This window comes from Prosthecobacter sp. (assembly GCF_014879935.1).
In the GTDB taxonomy this organism is placed as follows: Bacteria; Verrucomicrobiota; Verrucomicrobiia; order Verrucomicrobiales; family Verrucomicrobiaceae; genus Prosthecobacter.
This window is the reverse complement of record NZ_JACSRD010000066.1, coordinates 13,359-31,959: the sequence shown is the minus strand read 5'-3', so window position 1 is coordinate 31,959 and position 18,601 is coordinate 13,359. Positions and strand designations below refer to the sequence as shown.

Annotated in this window: 10 protein-coding genes; 2 read left to right on the top strand and 8 right to left on the bottom strand. The window is 59.0% G+C overall.

Translation table 11 applies throughout. From position 1 onward, the window contains the following. Positions 1–117 precede the first annotated feature (117 nt). The 6 genes from IAE77_RS02655 to IAE77_RS02630 form a co-directional block, all read right to left on the bottom strand. Positions 118–5,505, bottom strand: coding sequence for a hypothetical protein (locus IAE77_RS02655; RefSeq protein ID WP_294221403.1), 5,388 nt, complete (start codon positions 5,503–5,505; stop codon positions 118–120). Between the two features lie 167 nt (positions 5,506–5,672). Then, positions 5,673–7,283, bottom strand: coding sequence for a M23 family metallopeptidase (locus tag IAE77_RS02650; RefSeq protein ID WP_294221401.1), 1,611 nt, complete (start codon positions 7,281–7,283; stop codon positions 5,673–5,675). Continuing rightward, on the bottom strand, positions 7,280–7,411 hold the full coding sequence (locus tag IAE77_RS02645; RefSeq protein WP_294221398.1) for a hypothetical protein: 132 nt from the start codon (positions 7,409–7,411) through the stop codon (positions 7,280–7,282). Before IAE77_RS02645 ends, IAE77_RS02650 begins: the two co-directional genes overlap by 4 nt. 133 nt (positions 7,412–7,544) lie before the next feature. Continuing rightward, entirely contained in the window at positions 7,545–8,054 is a 510-nt protein-coding gene (locus tag IAE77_RS02640; RefSeq protein WP_294221396.1) for an ORF6N domain-containing protein, read from the bottom strand. Positions 8,055–8,069: 15 nt separating this feature from the next. Continuing rightward, positions 8,070–11,441 carry a DUF1553 domain-containing protein gene (locus IAE77_RS02635; RefSeq protein WP_294221394.1) on the bottom strand — a complete coding sequence of 1,124 codons (3,372 nt, stop codon included), beginning with the start codon at positions 11,439–11,441 and terminating at the stop codon, positions 8,070–8,072. Positions 11,442–11,501: 60 nt separating this feature from the next. Next, positions 11,502–12,164, bottom strand: a complete 663-nt coding sequence (locus IAE77_RS02630; RefSeq protein WP_294221391.1) for a Uma2 family endonuclease — start codon at positions 12,162–12,164, stop codon at positions 11,502–11,504. 103 nt (positions 12,165–12,267) lie between these two features. On the opposite strand from IAE77_RS02630, the gene IAE77_RS02625 reads away from it, so the two are divergent. Continuing rightward, positions 12,268–15,180 carry an alanine--tRNA ligase gene (locus IAE77_RS02625; protein ID WP_294221388.1) on the top strand — a complete coding sequence of 971 codons (2,913 nt, stop codon included), beginning with the start codon at positions 12,268–12,270 and terminating at the stop codon, positions 15,178–15,180. A gap of 496 nt (positions 15,181–15,676) precedes the next feature. After that, entirely contained in the window at positions 15,677–16,261 is a 585-nt protein-coding gene (locus tag IAE77_RS02620; RefSeq protein ID WP_294221385.1) for a transposase, read from the top strand. A gap of 39 nt (positions 16,262–16,300) precedes the next feature. On the opposite strand, the gene IAE77_RS02615 is transcribed toward IAE77_RS02620, so the two are convergent. Next, entirely contained in the window at positions 16,301–17,773 is a 1,473-nt protein-coding gene (locus tag IAE77_RS02615) for a hypothetical protein (protein WP_294221382.1), read from the bottom strand. A gap of 90 nt (positions 17,774–17,863) precedes the next feature. Further along, the gene (locus IAE77_RS02610; RefSeq protein ID WP_294221380.1) at positions 17,864–18,595 is read right to left on the bottom strand and encodes a zeta toxin family protein; all 732 of its coding nucleotides are present in this window, start codon (positions 18,593–18,595) and stop codon (positions 17,864–17,866) included. Between the last annotated feature and the right edge of the window lie 6 nt (positions 18,596–18,601).

Sequence of the window (18,601 nt, the reverse complement as noted above, 5' to 3'; positions counted from 1 at the left end):
GTGCGCCGCGTCGTGAGCTGGAGTTTGTCGTGGAGGATGGGGTTCATGGGAAGTTCATTGAATTCTACGTCCACAACTTCTCATGCCTTCCTCCCGGTGAAGAAATTGAAGGCATCTTCAGGGTTTAACCACTCGGAAGAAGTAGCGACCCGAAGTGCCAATTCCTGGAACTAAAACGTTCATATCCTCGCCTGATCCAGAAATAGAGCTTCCGAGATTAAGCCAATTCATCAAATCGGGGGAGTATTCGACTCGATAAGTTGCACCATACTGGCTGGTGAAGCCAAACTCAAAATCTTGGCCTCCTAGCAAGCGCATGACGCCGGTGGGGCGGAGGTTTTGCTGCTCTCCAAACGGCCGGGGTGTTGTTTCTACGGCATCCGTGTGCATCAGTCCGTTACGGGAACGAACGACATAGGAGGCCCCTTCCCCGGGCTGGATACCTGTGTCGCTGAACCCCGTTGTGGAGCTGCGGCCGATCCATTCCAAGGGTCCGGTTGAAGTGGTCCGGCGGAAAATGTCATAGTAGTCCGCGTTCACAACGCCTTCCCACGAGAGATTGAAGCCGTAAGCATCCACCTCTGGCACACCCACGGCGGCTGCACCCGCAATCGTCCGGGTGTCGAATCCTGTGGAGAAATGAAGACGGGCGGGTTCCACACTAAGCCGGGTGCCCGAAGGAGAACGGGCAAAAACTTCCATCACGAAGCTTCGATTGTATGGCAGAGCGGCAAGTGCCACCTGAGCTGGCAATCCTGATGCAGGCTGCACCGAATAGACGTTTGCGATAGTTCCATCTCCCTGCCGGAGGATCACCTCATAGTCTTGAAAGACACTCACCACACCTGCGAGCAGAACGGCATTCCACTGCACGAGGTTGGTGTTTGCAGGGAGAACCTCATACTGGTTGTTTACGAACGCTATTCCAAGCGGCAGCAGAGCTGAGACTGTGATGGTTGTTTCTGGGCCAGCAGCACCCAGCACTCCTGACAGCAACGGAGCCACGGAATAAGCATAGCTTTCACCGAACGAAATAGAGGCGTCTTGGTAGTCTGGGGATTCTGTTCTCGCGATCTCTTCGACGAAACCGGTGCGGACATGCCGACGAAAAACAGCGTAAGACTCTGCGCCTGGAATGGCGGGCCATGTTGAATCCACCCAAGGGTTGACAGTGTCTCTGCCCCCGGCGGTCACCGTAGGGGCAGTTACTGAGGCGAGCAAAGCGATTGGAACGTTCTTCGTGCCTGAGACAAATTCCAAACCCTCCCAGAGGGCGGAAACCTTCCATTCGATCTGCGAGGAACCAGCGGGAATGCTCACTTCCATTTGTTTGTCTGTGGTGGCCCCCAAGACGGCAAAGTTGCCTGATCCGTTCCAGCGACCCAAAATGGTGTAAATCGTTGTTGGAGAAACCTCTTGATTGGTTGGCCACGTCAGGCGTAAAACAGGAGAGGTTGTGAGGTAATACGCCATTCCGGCACCCGGCGTAAAACCCGCTTCATCAAATGAAAACCGGCTTCCTGTGGTGGTGATGGGCAGGGAAAGATCACGAAACACCTCTCCGCTCTGCAAACGGACCTCATGACTTCCCGTGAGCATGTTAGTGTTCAGGGAAAACACGTTGCCGGTGACGCTGCCCGCTACTTTCCATGCTTCAGTGCCGGCGGGTCTCGTCAGAATGGTATAGATCCTGAAGGCGTCCTCTGGAGTGCTGGACCACTGTAGATTCAACGGAACGCCGATTAGAATACTGAAGGTGGAAGCTGAAAAGCTGTCCAAGGTAAAATCGCTGCTTTGCGAAAGCACCTTTTCGGCAACGCCCCGGTTTCCAGCTTGATCATAGGCCTCGATCCGGAAGATGAGGCTAGGGGCGCTGGTATTGAAGACGTGTGAGATGCTCGTGGGAATGGCACCCGAAGAACTGGCTAGTTCTGTCGGAATTCCACCAACGAGCTGAATCACCTTCAAACTCGAAAGCTGGTTCAAGTTGTCAGTGACAGTCCACTCAAGGGTCTTGGGCTGTCCCGAAGCGAAAGAGCTGTCGGCGGTGGTAATGCCCACGATCGGCGCAGTGAGATCAGCGCCAAAATAACCCACGGCCAGTTGCTTCCGCCAGGCGGCAGCCATCCATCTGGAATCTGTGATCGCGATGCGCCGCTGAATGCTGCTAAAATTGTCCAGTCCAGGATCGCCAAAAACCACGCGTTCCTGTTGTCCGGAGGTCTGGTTGCGCCTTATGGCAACGAGATGGTTGTCTTCACCAGCAAGGCCCTGTGTCGTGCCTTTTCCGATGGTCAAGGCGACATCATTGAAGGCTTTCACGACCGGGTCTGCGATCAACGCATCCCAGCGGGTGAACAAACCGGTGGGTGATACCAGGTCCATGAAGTGATAGTCCTGATACCCAAAACGGATTCCTGCGATATTCGGATCCAGACTCACGAAACGCGCTCCATTGCCTGCATACGGCCAAGTCACCACAGCGGTTCCGGCGCTGAGGTTGCCGTTCAGTATGTAAAGCCCCTGCGGCGTGTTCAGATGGGTACCGTAGTCGAGATGCGTTCCATCGATCCGGAACGCATGCTCCACCTGGGAGCCGCCAGATGGCAGGATTCGTTTGAGGCGATGACGCCAGTTTGCCCCGGACAGATGGGTGTTCCCCTGCCACGTCAAGTAAAGCTCGCTCCCGCGCCGCATGAACTCCGGATTCTCTTGTCCCGTTGCGGCATCTATCGTTGCCACCAACTGGGGCGTGGAGAAGCTGTTCCCCGAACGCGAGGACCAGTAAACATTGTTGCCGTTCCGGAGTAGGAAATAAGGAGTTCCGGTCAAAACCTTCACGTCCTCGCACAGATAACCGCCGGGAAGAAGAAGTTGGTCTAGAACTTTTGTGGATCGGTTGTAGCGAACGTGAAAGCATTCATCTCCTGAGTATTCCGGCGTGCCAGTGTAGGTTTCTGACAGATTGTATCCGTGATACCTGCGAACCACGGCGTGGACCGTCGTGTCACCTTCCCAATCCAGCGCCACGGATTCCGTAACCTCCTGCCGGTAGAGCGAGCCAAGCGGGAAAGGATAGTTCTCACTGAACAGGGTGATGGCTGAGTTGAATGGTGCGGGAAGGTCGGGCATTCGCACCTCAAACGTCCCATTGCTTTCGTCCGTCACTGTTCGCTGAGTCACTCCAGAAATTGTTGCAGTAACTTCGACTCGAAGCTTCGCGGCCGAGTTCACATACGCCTCCTGTGTCGGTAGAGTCACCGCCAGCAGCGGAGGTACTGAGATGCCCGCTCCGTTCACCTGGTTGTAAATGCCGACCGAGTAACTCCCATACACATATTGAACAGAAAGATTCGTCACCCGCATAGGCGTCATGACACTCAACGGCACCAGCACTTGATCCCCCAGCCGGTAAGATGGGAACTGCACCGGTCCCGCATTCACCGTCAGTGTGTTGTCGAAGATGGTCATGGGGTTGGAAACCGCAGTGTTATAGGCCCCCACGTCATCGAAGGCTGTCAATCGCACCTGCAGGGTGGAAGTCGGTGTCCAGTTCGTCGGAAAGTTCCATCGCGTCGCATTTTGTGAGGACGGCACCGTCGAGCCCGAATGACTGGTTGTCTGAAAGGAAAACCACGGATTAGTGTTGCCGGTGAAATCGTCCAAAAACTGCCACGGAGCGGAAGGGTTTGTCCGATACTCGATCAAGGCTCTTGTGGTCCGTATGTCATCCGTGATGCTGGCGATGATTTCGAAGTACCCGCCCAGCGGCGCGTTTGGATTGTTGGACGATGGACCCCGCACAAGAAGGTTAAAGGTAGGCCCACCTTGGTTCACATAATTGATGGGGTAGTCCTGTGAGGCCGTTCCCACCGTGCCCTCGTCGGGCGAGGTTCGGAAGCGAAGCGTGCTGGCTCCGGTCACCAGCACATTGTCATAGGTCACCCCGTTGCTGGCTGTGAACAGGGCATCCCGAAAATACACCGTCACATCTGCTGAGGCGCTCTCTCCGGGATTGAGTGCAGGCAGTTGGCCCGGTGCATTGTAGAGAAAGGGATTCGCCTGCCCGTTCTTCACATACAACGCCTCGACGAAGTTGGCAGCAGCCGGCCCGTTGCCGCTGTTGGTTACTGTGACCCGGTAGGTGATGAGTTCGAATGGCTTGAGCGCTCCGACGACGTGCTGGATTTGAGTGATCGCATAGGCCCCGCCAACATTCTCAGTGGTGAACTCCCACACGGCAGAAGGCGGCCAGGTGCCACCGTAGTAGTCCAGGTTTCTGCCCTCCTCATGCACGATGGCACGCCAGTAGTAGTGCGTGTTCGGTTTCAATGGCGGGTTCCATTCGGTGGGATCCAGCCGGGTCACATTGCGGTAGTCCGGTTGTCCGCCGTGGCCGAAATAGCGCCATGGGCCGGAGGGAGACTCGGCGATCTCAAACGCGCAATAGAACGCATCCCCCTCCGGATCGCTTACCTGGCACTCCAAAGCAGGAAGTTTCGTCACCCCCGTGGCCCCATGTGCAGGGAATACGGGACTGGCATCAATCACAGGACGGTCCTGCACATTCACACGGATCGAGTCCACATTGCTCCAAGGACCCGTTCCCACGTTGTTCACGCCCCGCACCCGGAAGTAATAAGTCGTGTTGTCCGAAAGGCCCATCGCCGTGTAAAACACGCTCTCATACATGTTCATCCCGGGTGCTGTGTTGCCTGCGTCTAACAGGACGGCTCCAGAGAAGTCCGCGTTCGTCGCCCGCTCGACTTCATACTTCACCACATTGTCCTGGTTCAGACGGTCATTCACCCGCCCCCAGAACAACTGCGCCTGCGGAACGCTCACCTCCAGCCCATTGATCACGAGATTCGGGGCGTTCGGCAGTTCCGTGCTCTTGGGCAAGGCAGGTATCGGCGTATAGGCGACCGCCACAGCCGCTCCTTCCTGCGGTGCCGATGCCCCTTCCTGAACCCGCAGTTTGAAATAGGCCAGCGTGGCTGCCCCGCTCCCCGGAACTGTGACCGTGGGACTTCCGCTCCGGTTTCCGCTCGTCACAGGGTCCACGGCATAGACCTGATTCCAATTGGCACCATCCAGCGACGCGAGAATCCAGGCGCGTGTGGCGGATGCAGGCAGTTGGTACCCCAGGGCAAAATTTGCGTTAGCTGAGTTATAGCTGGCGGTGAGTTGGCCTTGGATGGGGGGCAGTGTGCTTCCTGCGGGCAAAACGGTTACTTCAATGACTCCTTCCGTCGATTTGCCGCCAGAACTGCCAACCCAGACATACAAGTGATCGGTCGTTGGTGCTGCTACCAGCGGGGCGGTGTAGCGCACATGACTGTTTTCACCATTGAGGCCCGCCAGACTTCCTTCCTGACAAGACCAGAAGTAAAAATAGGTATGCCCTAGTGGTGAGGTCAATGGGCCAGGCCCAAAAGCCCGGCTTTCACCAGATGTGATCGAAAAAGATGCCTGCGTGACCGGTGTGGGGACAGACGAGTTCAAGTCACTATCCAAGACTTCCGGCTTGGAGCCCAGGGTTAAAGACTGCCCCGCTACAGTTCCCGCAACCAGACCTATAAGCATCGAGAAGGCCAACAGTGTCCGGCGTATCCACCGGCCTCGTTTAAAACATGGTTGTGAGTTCATAGACGTAACAGTTGAAGGATTTCTCACGGAACCGCCGGACTCGGATTGGTGATTCGCCACAAGATGGTGTTGATCATCAGCTTGGCGATCACACTGCGCCGGATCGGGTTAGAGTAGGCCATATCTTTCAGCTCTCCGATCCCTTTCTCATAAAGCCAGTCTCTCCGCGCTGTGATCTTTCGCGTCAGCACACCCCCAAGGCGTTGATAGTAGAGAGAAGTCGGAGACGAAAGATCGTAGTCCAACTCCAACGGCCGCAGAAACAGGGCCGTTTTAAGCTTGTCACGCCTGTAGGTGAAAAGCGACTCTGATCCTGCTGGCCCGCCATCGCCGAGACCAAACACTTTCCACAAGAAATGCACCGCCTCCCCAAACGACGCCGGATCATTCACACGAAATTTCGGTTGAGTAATGTCCAAAAGCCCCTTCTGAGCAAATAATTGAACTGTTGGATAGTGACTGCTCGATGACAAGTCCGTGTCGCCTGCAAACCAGTTTCCGGGATTAACAGTGGGGAGGCTCTCGACAAGATTCACTTTATACGCATTCGCTGCCGCTTTGAGGATCGTCACCACCTCCCCACGCGAGAGCGTGCGCTCCAGGTTCATCCAGACCCGGTCGTCCACCACCCCGTTGCCATCCTTGTTGTTCATGATACCCAGCGCGATGCAGTTCCGCACTTCAATCCGATTGGGATGCGTCGTCTTGAGAGACAGCAGGTCCGACGCAGAAAACAAAGTGCGGTGATCGTCGATAAAATCAGACGGGTCAATTATGCCATCGAGACGCATCTTGTCGAAGGCAGACGTGACTTCAGAAAGGCTCATTCCGTTGGTATCAACTCCATTAGCATAGTAGCCATTACCGTTGTCGTTCGGCCACAAGCTGTTCCCAATAGGCTTGTCGCGCATTTCGAAGTGTAAGTGAGGGCCAAAACTGGAAACCGAGCCAATGCGGCCAATAATATCTCCTTTCGAAACCGCAGCATTTACTCCGAAAGGAAAGTCGGATGCCCGAGTTCCTTTGAGTGCTCCGCCTGCAAGCGGAGACACATGCAGGTAAACGGAATCGTAAATCTGTCCGGTGCCCCGGATCCAATGACGAATTACCACATACCATCCAGCATATGTTGGATCATTGGTCAAAACACCGTTCACATAAACTCGAACTACATCCAGCTTTATGACTTGTCCGTTGGCAACGGCATAAATATTCTCCCCCAGATCTTTCGTCGCGTTGTTCCAATCCTCGCCAGGGTGAATTCCTCCCGCCTTGCTGGCTGAATAATAGCTACCCACATCTTGATAATTGAACCAACCTCGTGCTTCGCCAAGACGCAAGACGGGAGGCTGTGCCAAGGTGCTGTTTGGGAACAAAGTGTTTCTTTCTTCCGATCCATTTTCTAGAATCGGTTCTTTATTGGTCCCGTTATAGCCCCTGCTGCCGACCGGGTAATCAAACCCATCCGCCTCTAAAAATCCTGCTGGCTGTGCAGCCGCTGGCAAGCCCATATATGCGCCGACAACCACAATCAGGGCCGTCTTTGCAAAGAAGAACAACGATTCACATCGAGGAACTCCCCAACCCTGCCACCCATTCAATGCAGCACAGAGTGTGTTTAAAAGAATGCTCATTGGAAAGATGTTAGGGATTTAGAACCTGCTTGCACGACATTTATCGCGCCCAGGCTGAACTGCCCCGCATTGCCCAAAAAAGTGCGCCGCGTCGTGAGCTGGAGTTTGTCGTGGAGGATGGGGTTCATGGCGTGAAAGGCTTGGGTTCTTGATGTCACAAATTGCGACATCAAATGCGTGTTCTTGGTGTCACAAACTGTGATACCAAGGCTGTGAGGATGTTTGAGGTCACAAATTGTGACTTCAAGTTTTCGGGGCGAATCATGGGTGAAAACCGATCTGTTTGCGTGGTGCAGGTGGCGGCGGAGCCAGGAGCGGCATCAGTTTCTTGTAGATGTCGCGAAGCGAGGCGTCGTGGATGAGCAGCGTGTGGTCGATCTCGGCCAGGCGCTTGAGGATGGCGTTGTTGGCCGCAATCTGCTCCCGAATCTCGACAAACGCGCGGATGACAAAGACGCTCATGGAAATGGCGCGGTCCGAGTTGAGAACAGAGGCGGCCATGAGGGCTCCGTGCTCGGTGAAAGCTCGTGGGATATAGCGTCTGCCACCCCGGCCCTCGTTTGAGGTCACAATTTGTGACCTCAAAACCAGCCACTCTTCTCCGGTCAAAACGAATGAGAAGTCCTCGGGAAACCGGTTCAGGTTGCGTCGGATCGACTGGTTGAAAACTTTTGTCTCCACTCCATACAGCGCGGCCAGATCAGAGTCGAGCACCACGCGCTGGCCGCGCACGGTGTGGATGGGGATGTCGATGGATTTTTTGGAAGCCATGGCGTCGCGATTCAATCACCTCCGCATCAAAAACTCATCCAGATTCATGACCACGTTCGCCACCGCGGTCCAGGCGGCGAGTTCGGCGACATCCGCGCCCGCTTCGACAGGCCCAAGGGGCTCCGTGGCCATCTTCGTGGCCGCAGCAGCATCCGCGCGATACATCGCGATGCTCTCGGCGTGCAATTGAGTCAACGCGGTCAATTCGGTCGCCATCGGCTCACGCGCCAGACACAGCTTAAACAGCCGTGAGAGCCGTTCCGGCTGTTTTTTGGCCTCGCGCACAATGCGCCGCGCCATCGCCTGATGCGTTTCGAGGAAGACGGGGTCGTTCAGCGTCACGAAGGCCTGCAGCGGCGTGTTCGTGCGGCTGCGGCGGATCATGCAGACCTCGCGATTGCCAGCGTCGAACGTTGTGAAGCTCGCATACGGCGAGTTGCGGCGCACTTCGGTGTAAAGGCTGCGACGATGCCCGTCTTCGCCTTTGCTGACCTCCCAGTCGTTGCTGCGACCAAACGCGGTGCTGAGGCCGAGATTCGGCGTCATCGGCCGCACCGGCACGCCAAACATCTTCTCCGAAAGCAAGCCGCTCACCGCGAGCGCCTGATCGCGCAGCAGCTCGCCTGTGGGACGAAAACGCGGCCCGCGGGCCAGCAAGCGATTGTCAGGATCTCGCTCATTCAATTCGGGCGTCGATTTGGAGTTCTGCTGATACGCCTGGCTCGTCAGCATCAGCTTCAGCAGGTGCTTCACATCCCAACCGCTGTCCATCAGCTCCGCGGCGAGCCAGTCGAGCAATTCGGGATGAAACGGCAGATCGCCCTGGCTGCCAAACTCCTCGCTGCTGCGCACGATGCCGGTGCCGAAGATACTTTCCCACAGGCGATTCACCGTCACGCGAGCCGTGAGCGGATTGTCGCGACTCACGAGCCATTTCGCCATCGTGAGGCGATTCTTCGGCTCCGCGCCCGGCAGTGGATGAAACACCGCCGGCGTGCCCTCGCTCACTTCATCGCCGAGCGACTGCCAGTTGCCGCGGAGCTGCACTTTCGTCACGCGACGCTGCTTCGCATCGAGATCACGCATGATCGGCACCGTCACCGGCTTCATCGACGCTAGCTCCTTGTTCGCGGCGGCGAGACGCGTGCGCTCCGCAGCCGATTCCTTCGCAATGTTTCGCACATAATAATCCACGACGGCCTTCACCTGCTCCGGCGTGCGTTTCGGCTGCGTCAGCGCGGCGATGACATTCGTGGGAATCTTCGCCGCCTGCTGCACGCGGGCATCGCCAGTGAAACTCAGGCGGAAATTGCCGAGCGTGTGCTGCTTGAACTCGCTCTTCTGTTCCAAGATCACGCGCAGCTTCGCGCCCGCAGGCACCGCGATGGGCGAGTTCGTCAAAAGCGTGAGCGTGTGCGGTTTTTCCGCCGCGCCGCTGACGGCCCAGCCTTTGCTTTTCGCGTCGAGAAATTTCGTCGCCTCAAAACCGCTCTGCGAGTAATCCGCCAGCGCCGTTGTGAAACCCAGCGGCACCGGTCCGCTCACCGCGAAGGCTTTTTCCTTCTCCGGCGCGGGCGTCGGCTCGCTCTTCCACAGGATTTGACGCTTCTCATCGAGCAGCACGACGCGGAAGCCGTCGAGACGCTTGCTCACGCCATCGAGCCGGTTCCACACCACCACGCGATCCACCGGCTTCGCGGCCTTCAGATCGACCTCCCACCACGGATCGTTGTCAGCGCCGCTCGTGTGCGACACGCTGCCTTTGTTGTAGTTGCCGTCCGTGTTGCCATCATTCGCACGTTTGGCCGCGGCGTCCTGATACTGGCTGCTGTGACTCGCCACGCCCTTCGGCGCGATGTTTTCCGCGCCGCTGAAAACCTGCACCTCGGCCAGTTGCAGCATCTTTTTGGCTCCCGGCAGTTCCACGCGCACAAAGCGAGCCTGCGGAGCCGCTTTGGCATCCGGCGGCACCACCTCGGCCTTGAGGCTGGTGAGCACAAAATTGCCGAAACCAGCCTGCGGAGCCGTTTCGAGCCTCAACGCGCTCAGTTTGTCGCCCGCGAGCGGCAATTCGACCGTGTAGCTCGCCGTGTCCTTGTTCTTCGCGAGGATCACGCGTCCATCGTTTTCGATCTTCGCATCGCTTTCGCTCACTTTGAGCGGCTTCGGGCTCTGCCAGCCCAAATCGCGAGCAAAACCGCGATCCCACGCCTCCAGTCCCGCAAGCCATTTCGCGTCCGGTTTCGTGAATTTCGACTCCAGCGCCGCGATCTCGGCTTTCAGCGTCTCGCGCTGCTTTTTCAGCTCCGGCGTGTCAAAGCTGTGCAGCGGCACCTCGTCCTTTTTGTCGCTATCGGCACTTTGATTGAGGAAGGCGTAGAACTGGAAGTACTCATGGATCGTGAGCGGATCGTATTTGTGCGTGTGGCACTGCGCACAGGCCATCGTCGTGCCCATCCACACCGCGAAGGTCGTGTTCACGCGGTCGATGATCGCCGCGTTGCGGAACTCCTCGTCATCCGTGCCGCCCTCGTTTTGCGTCATCGTGTTGCGATGAAACGCCGTCGCAATGAGCTGGTCATCTGTCGGATTCGGCAGCAAATCCCCCGCGAGCTGCTCGATGGTGAACTGATCGAACGGCATGTTCGCATTCAGCGCGCGAATCACCCAATCCCGATACGCCCAAATCTCCCGCGGCTGGTCACTCGGATAGCCGGACGAATCCGCGTAGCGTGCGAGATCGAGCCACTGGCGCGCCCAGTGCTCGCCGTAAGCCGGTTTGGCGAGGTAATGCGCCACGACGTCGGACAGGTCGGACGTGTCTGACTTGTCGGACGAAAAGCGTGCGAGTTCCTCCAGCGTCGGCGGCAGTCCGGTCAAATCGAGCGCCACACGGCGAATCAGCGTCGCGCGGTCTGCTGCGGGAGAAAACGACAGCCCTTCCTTCTTCAGACGTGCCGCCAAAAACGCATCCACGGGATTCTTCGCACCGGCGGGCACCGTTGGCTTCACCACCTTCTCATAACTCCAATGCTTTCCCCACTTCGCGCCCTGCTTGATCCATTCTTTGAGCAGCGCCACCTGCGCAGGCGAGATCGTCTTGTGCTGCTTCGGCGGTGGCATGACCTCATCGGGATCGGTGCTCACGATGCGCTGGATGAGGGCGCTTTTCTCCGGATCACCCGGCACCACGGCGATGACGCCGTCGTTGTTCTTCTTCGCGGCCGCTTCGTCATCGAGACGGAGGTCCGCCTCGCGCTTTTTGTCGTCGGGACCGTGGCAGAAAAAGCAGTTCTCGCTCAGGATCGGGCGGACCTGCTTGGAAAAGTCGATGGGCTCCGCGAGCGCGGAGGAAACGAGGGCAAAAGTGACGAGGGGGCGGATCACGGCGCACTCATACGCGCTTCGAGGCCGATTTTCGACCTCGGGCGGCATTCTCCATGCCGATCAACGCCGTTTCCCGGAGCGACGTGCGAGTAGTTGCTTCAGACACTCACTGACCTTCGGCGGCTTCGCCGGGTTCAGCCACTCGCGTCGCACCCAGAATCCTGGGATGCTCGTGCTGCGGATCACGGCCTCCTTTTCCGCGAACTCCTCCAGCATATCACCGCTGCGGCGGTAGAACCGGTGGTCGAGCTTCTGCGGATCGAGAATCCAGTACTCCTGCACATCATGCAGCTCATAGGCGGCAAATTTGCGACCCGTATCATTCTTCGCCGTCGCGGGCGAGAGCGCCTCCAGCACAAACGTCGGCGCGAAAGGCACATGCGTCTCCGGCAGCCGCGCCGCCTGCGTTTTTGTGAAGTAGGCCAGGTCCGGCATGAAAGTCTCCCGGATGCTCAGCCGCACCGCGACGGTCTCGCGATGCAACTCGCCGAGGTCTTCTTCTTCGATGTACGCACGCAGGAGTGCGTCCACGAAGTTGATCAGGCGGGCATGATTCAGGTTTACAGGCGAGTGCATGGCGATTTCTCCATTGATCAGGTCCGCGTGCACGCCCGGCTCCAGCCAGTCGAGGAAGGCCTCCGAGGTCCACAGCCGTGTCACCGCAGGTGGTGACACACGAGGGCGCACGGAGCGTGTTCGGGGGCGTTCGAGGACGGCAGGCATGGCTTGAGTCTAGGCCAGCGGCCCCCATTCGTCATTCGGAATTCCTCATTCGTCATTCTTGCCTCCCATCCACTCTCCCGCCATACTCCGCGCCCTCTTTCCCATGTCCAAGATCCCCACCGCCGCCGAAATCCGCGCCACCTTCCTCGATTTCTTCAAGGAGAAGCAGCACACCATCGTGCCCAGCGACAACGTCGGCTACACCAGCCGCGATGGCGCGCGCATCTTCACGAACGCGGGCATGAACCAGTTCGTGCCCATCTTCCTCGGTGAGCGCAGCGCGGACGTGGACACCTGGCCCGGCGTTTTGCACAAAGGCCTGCCCACCCGCGCCGCAGACACGCAGAAGTGCATCCGCGCCGGCGGCAAGCACAACGACCTCGAAGACGTCGGCCTCGACACCTATCACCACACGCTCTTCGAAATGCTGGGGAACTGGTCCTTCGGCGACTACTTCAAGAAAGAGGCCATCGCCTGGGCCTGGGAGCTCGTCATCGAGCGCTGGAAGTTCCCGCCCACCCGCGTTTACGCCACCATTTACCAGCCCGACAAATCGAAGGGCGATCCCGCCGACCGCGACCAGGAGGCATGGGAGATCTGGGCGGAAAAATTCCGCAGCATCGGCCTCGATCCCGACATCCATATCGTCAACGGCAATAAGAAGGACAACTTCTGGATGATGGGCGACACCGGCCCCTGCGGCCCCTGCACCGAGATCCACATCGACCTCACCCCCGGCACTCCCGAGCTCGATGAAGCCCGCCAGCGCGAAGGCCGCAAGCTCGTGAATGGCAGCGACGCCAGCTGCATCGAGATCTGGAACAACGTCTTCATCCAATACAACGCGACCCCGGAAGGCACCTTCGAGCCGCTCCCCGCGAAGCACGTCGATACCGGCATGGGCTTCGAGCGCGTCTGCTCCATCATCCAGGGCACGAAAAACTTCACGGACTTCCAAAACGCGAAGATCAGCAACTACGACACCGACGTCTTCCGTCCCATCTTCGACGAGCTGACGAAGATGTCCGGCAAAACCTACGCCAGCACGCTGCCGAAGGCCAATGAGCAAGGCCACGTCGTCCCCGTCACCGAGCAGGAAAAGATCGACGTCGCCTTCCGCGTCATCGCCGACCACATCCGCACGCTCAGTTTCGCCATCGCCGACGGCATCCAGCCCGGCAACAGCGACCGCAACTACACCCTCCGCCGCATCCTCCGCCGCGCCGTGAAATACGGCCGCACGCTCGATTTCAAAGAGCCCTTCTTCTACAAGCTCGTCGATGTCCTCGCCGCGCAAATGGGCGATGTCTTCCCCGAGCTGCGCGTGAAGAAGGAGCAGATCAAGAGCGTGCTGAAGCTGGAAGAAGAGAGCTTCAACCGCACTTTGGACAAAGGCATCGCGTTGTTCGAGCATGCTGCGCATTCGTTACTTGCCGTGACGCACGACAATCCCGAAGTTGCGTCACGGAAGCCCTATTATTCGAAAACATATGGCAAGTTAGGGACACTGATTCGCCAGCCGAACGGCGATGTAATCCGAGAATTGGCTGACGAGTTTGCTTTCAAACTTTACGATGAACAGGGCTTCCCGCTTGATCTCACCGAGCTCCTTGCACGCGAGCGCGGCCTCAAGGTCGATGTCGATGGCTTCAACAAGCTCATGGAGCGCCAGAAAGAAATGGCCCGTGAAGCTGGAAAGCAGAACAAGCAGGTCGTCTCCGTCTCCGAGATCGAAACGAAGGCTCCGACCAAGTTCATCGGTTACGACAACCTCGAAGCCGATGTGAAGGTGCTCGAAGTCGTCGAGATGAAGGACAAGACCGCCGTCGTGCTCGATGTCTCCACCTGCTACGCCGAAATGGGCGGCCAGATCGGCGACGCGGGTCAGATCATCCTCGGCGCGAACACCTTCCCCATCACCGCCACCACCAAAGTCGGCAACACCTGGCTCCACTTCCTCGGCGGCGACGAAGCCCCGCCCGTCGATGCCGCCGTGAAGCTCGTCGTCGATGCGCCGCGCCGACACGCCATCGAGCGTCACCACACCGTCACGCACATCTTGCACTGGGCTTTGCACGAGGTCGTCAGCAAGGACGCCACGCAGAAAGGCTCCAGCGTCACGCCGGACAAACTCACCTTCGACTTCAACAGCGCCGCGCTCACCCCGCAGCAACTCGCCGACATCGAGCGCCTCGTGAACGAGCGCATCGTCGCGAATGACCCCGTTTCGTGGAGCGAAGTGCCCTACGTCGAGGCGAAGGCCAACAACGGCATCATGGCCCTCTTTGGCGAAAAATACGGCGACCTCGTCCGCGTCGTGCAGATCGGCGGCCAGCCGCACAAGCTCGATGGTTGGAGCATGGAACTCTGCGGCGGCACCCACACCCGCCACACCGGCGAAATCGGCCTCTTCCGCCTCGTCGGCGAAGGCGCCGTCGCCGCCGGCGTGCGCCGCATCGAAGCCATCGCCGGCCTCGAAGCCTACAACGCCGCCAAAGCCGATTCTGACCTCCTGAAGCTCCTCGCCGGCAAAGTCAGCGCCCAAGGCGCCGCCGACCTCGAGAAGAAGCTCGACCAAATCCTCACGCAGCAAAAAGAGCTCGAAAAAGCCCTCAAAGCCGCCCAGCAGCGCGAAGCCAGCGGCAAAGCGAAGGAGTTGCTCGCGAGCGTAGCGGAAGACGTGAGTCTTCCGACCTCGGAACGCTCACGCGTTCCGCTACTGGTCGCGAATCTCGGTGATGTGGACGCGGATTATGCGATGGCCGTCAACGACGCCCTCAAGTCTCAATTCAGCGGCATCATCGTCCTCGCCGCCACGGGAGGTGGAAACGTCACTTTGATGGCCAACGTCGGCAAAGACCACCAATCCAAGGTCCAAGCCGGCAAAATCATCCAAACCATCGCCCCCATCGTCGGCGGCAAAGGCGGCGGAAAACCGGATTTTGCGCGTGGAGGTGGCAAGGATGTGTCGAAAGTCGATGCAGCCCTCGCTGAGGCACAGAAGATGCTCGCCTGACGGAGCGCGAGTATGTCGAAGACTACTCGCCTCTTTTCACACCTGGCGTTTTCGATTCGCCACGCCGCATTCGATGCGACGTGGCATGGCCTTCGCACGCGGCAGGAAAGTTTGGCGAGTAGAATACTCGCGCTCCAGCAAACGCGCCGCCGCACGGAGCGCGAGTATGTCGAAGACGGCTCGCCGCTTTTTGCACCCGGCGTGTTCGATTCGCCCCGTCGCATTCGATGCGACGGGGCATGGCCTTCGCACGCACCAGGAGAGTTTGGCGAGTAGAATACTCGCGCTCCAGCAAACGCGCCGCCGCACGGAGCGCGAGTATATCGAAGACGACTCGCCTCTTTTCACACCCGGCGTTTTCGATTCGCCACGCCGCATTCGATGCGACGTGGCATGGCCTTCGCACGCACCAGGAGAGTTTGGCGAGTAGAATACTCGCGCTCCCGATGCTCGACCCGCTTGACCGGCGGGAAAGTTTTTTGGTATTCGTTGTGGCATGGCGATCTCCAACAAGCACTCCGGCTGGTCGGACCGGGGCTACTTGCCGCACTACGACAAGCCTGGGCTTGTCCAGGCCGTCACCTTCCGTCTCGCGGACTCGCTGCCGAAGGAGAAGCGTGCTGAATGGCAGCATCTTCTCGAAATCATCGATGACGGTGAACGCATCCGTCAAATCGAGGCTTATCTCGATCGTGGCGCGGGTTCGTGCGTCTTGCGCCAGCCCGCATGCGCCGAGGTCGTCCAAAACGCCCTGCTCCACTTCGATGGCGGGCGTTACCAGCTCATTGCTTGGTGCGTGATGCCAAATCATGTCCACGTCCTGTTTCAAACCTTCGATGGTCATCCGATCGGAAGAGTCGTCCACTCGTGGAAGACCTTCACCGCACGCGAGATCAACAAGCTTCACGGTCAATCCGGTCAGTTTTGGCAGGACGACTTCTTCGACACCTTCATGCGTGACGACGAGCACCAAGCCGCCGTGGCGCTCTACATCGAACGCAACCCTGTCAGCGCGGGCTTGGTTCCCAAAGCCGCCGAGTGGCCATGGTCGAGCGCCACAAGGAGCGCGAGCATGGCGTAGCCTGCTCGCCATTTCTTGGGCAGGGCGATCACGCAGCCGTCACTTCGATGCATTCGCCCGGAACGTGAACAGATCCGCCTCACGCAGGAAGAACTCGAAACGCAGCTCCTTGCCAGCCAGCGTGTCGAGCGACTGACCGCGCCACTTCATCTCGTGCACGGTGGCGTTGCCGGTGAAGGGCTCGCAGTCGGTGTGGTCGAAGCCGGGGATGATTTTTCGCGTGGCATCGCTCACGCGCACCTTGAGTTCGCCTTTCGCGGCGTCGGCGTTGACGAGGAGTTTGCCACCGTGCCATTTCAGAAGACGTGTGACGACCACACCGCCGCCGCGTGGACCACGCAGCGAGACGAGGCCCTCCTTGCGGCCTCTGGCAAGGCCGATGGCGGCGTTGCGCTCCTTGCCACCGTGGTCGCCGTCCCAGCCCGAGTAGTAGTACCACCATTCATCGCCCATCTCGACCCAGTCCATGCTGCCGAAGGTCATGCTGTCGTCCCACGCGCCATCCTCGCCGAGCGGGAGCAGCTTCGGGCGGTCCGGCAGGCGGTCAAAATCGAAGCCGTCGCGGCTGAAGGCGGGCTCGGTGAAGATGTGGTCGTTGAAGCGGAAGCACCACAGCGCGCCCCAGTAGATGCCGGCGTGATAACGCACGGGCATGCCGTAGAAGGCGTTGAAGTTCGCGCGCGCGTCGAGTTCATCAGGCGTCAAAATTGCCTGCGGCACCGGTTTCCACTCCTCCCACAGGTTCGCGTGGCTGATGCGCGCGATGCGGCGGGACTCGCCGGTGTCGAGGATGTCGCCCTCAAAGATGCGGTAGCGGTTCTTCGGGCGGCAGAACATGACATATTCCTTCCGCGCGCTGTCATGGACGATGCTGTTCATCGTGTCGCTCGGGAGCTGGCAGATGAGCGTGTCGCTCTTCTCATCCCAATGAACGCCATCCTGGGATCCGACGACGCGGACGCCGTTGTTGCCTCGTTTCGCGCCGCTGGTGCGGTAGGTGAGCACGAACTTGAAGCCGCGCCGGTCCGCCTCCGGCAATTGGATAATCTGCGGCCCGCTGGCGCGCGAGTTGTTGAAGCCTTTATAAACGATGTTGTTGTCCTTCGTGCCCTTCCACTCGTGCAGACCAAGCTTCGGACGCTGCCATGCCACACCGTCCTTCGACTCCGCGTAGGCGATGCCATAATGCGTCTTCGATTCGTCCTCCGGTCCCTTGCCCGTCCATGTGTGCGTTTGATACCACATGCGGAACACTCCCGCCTGTTCGTCCTTTGCCACGGAGACGAATCCCGTCTCGCCTGCGAGCAGCGGATTGGCCGCGTGCTTCACCGGCGCGTGAAACACACGCAGCACCGCCTCGCGCTTTTGTTTCAAGGCCCAGCGGTTGTCCACCAGATGATCGTCCACGAAAAACTGCGGCGTCGTGCCGATCTCCACCGGCTCCGCAGGCGGTGGTGCGGCTTGCAGTGTGGTGGCAATGACAAGGCAGAGCGCCCAGAGCGGCATTTTCATGGCTGCGGGCTGAAACGCGGCTCGCGATGGCTTCTTCCCGCCATCGAGGTGGCGCTCAACGCCTGCCGCTCACTCCCGAAGAAAGCGGATTCACCAAAATTCGAACGGCTTGAACGCTGGCGGTGGTGAATCCGGTGCCAGCGTCATTTCGGGCGTCACCTTGATGCCCATGCGCTCATACAGGTCGAGCATTTTCGCGGTGGCCACGCGACTGGCTTCGAGCACGATTTGGGACATCTCCGATGACGGCATCGGCGGTGTTTCCTGAAGGTGGGTGCTGGTGATCATGTCGCGAACTTGCTGGGCGTTGTGCGAGGTGTTGTCTGCGATCTGCCGCGCTGGCACGTGCGCATTGTCCCACAGGCCCGATTCGTCGGCAAGGGGCAGATAGTCATCGAGAAAATGCCGCACGCTGCGCTGGAACCGGCGGCGGATGTCGTCCTCCGGCACGTGGTGGCCGCCGGTGAGCACGCGCAGGCGCACACGCTCCACCGCCTGCGAGGCCGAACCGATCATGATGTAGTGCAGCACGACGCGATAGCCACGCTCCTTGGCCTCCCGCAGCAGTTTCACATAGGTCTTGCCGCTCAAGGTGGATTCGAGGGCGAAACTGCCCCTGGCTTCGATCAGGCTGGCCGCCTCCTCCAACAACCGGCGGCCTGCGGTGAAGGCCGCGAGCGCCGGATTCACGGGCGAAAGGCCCTTCGCGATCAAATCCGCGTTCAAGAACCGCCCGATGCCCAGGCGCGGCAACAATTCACGCGCCAGCGTGGATTTTCCGGCCCCGTTGCAGCCGCCAATGATGCAAATCGTGGATGACATGACGCG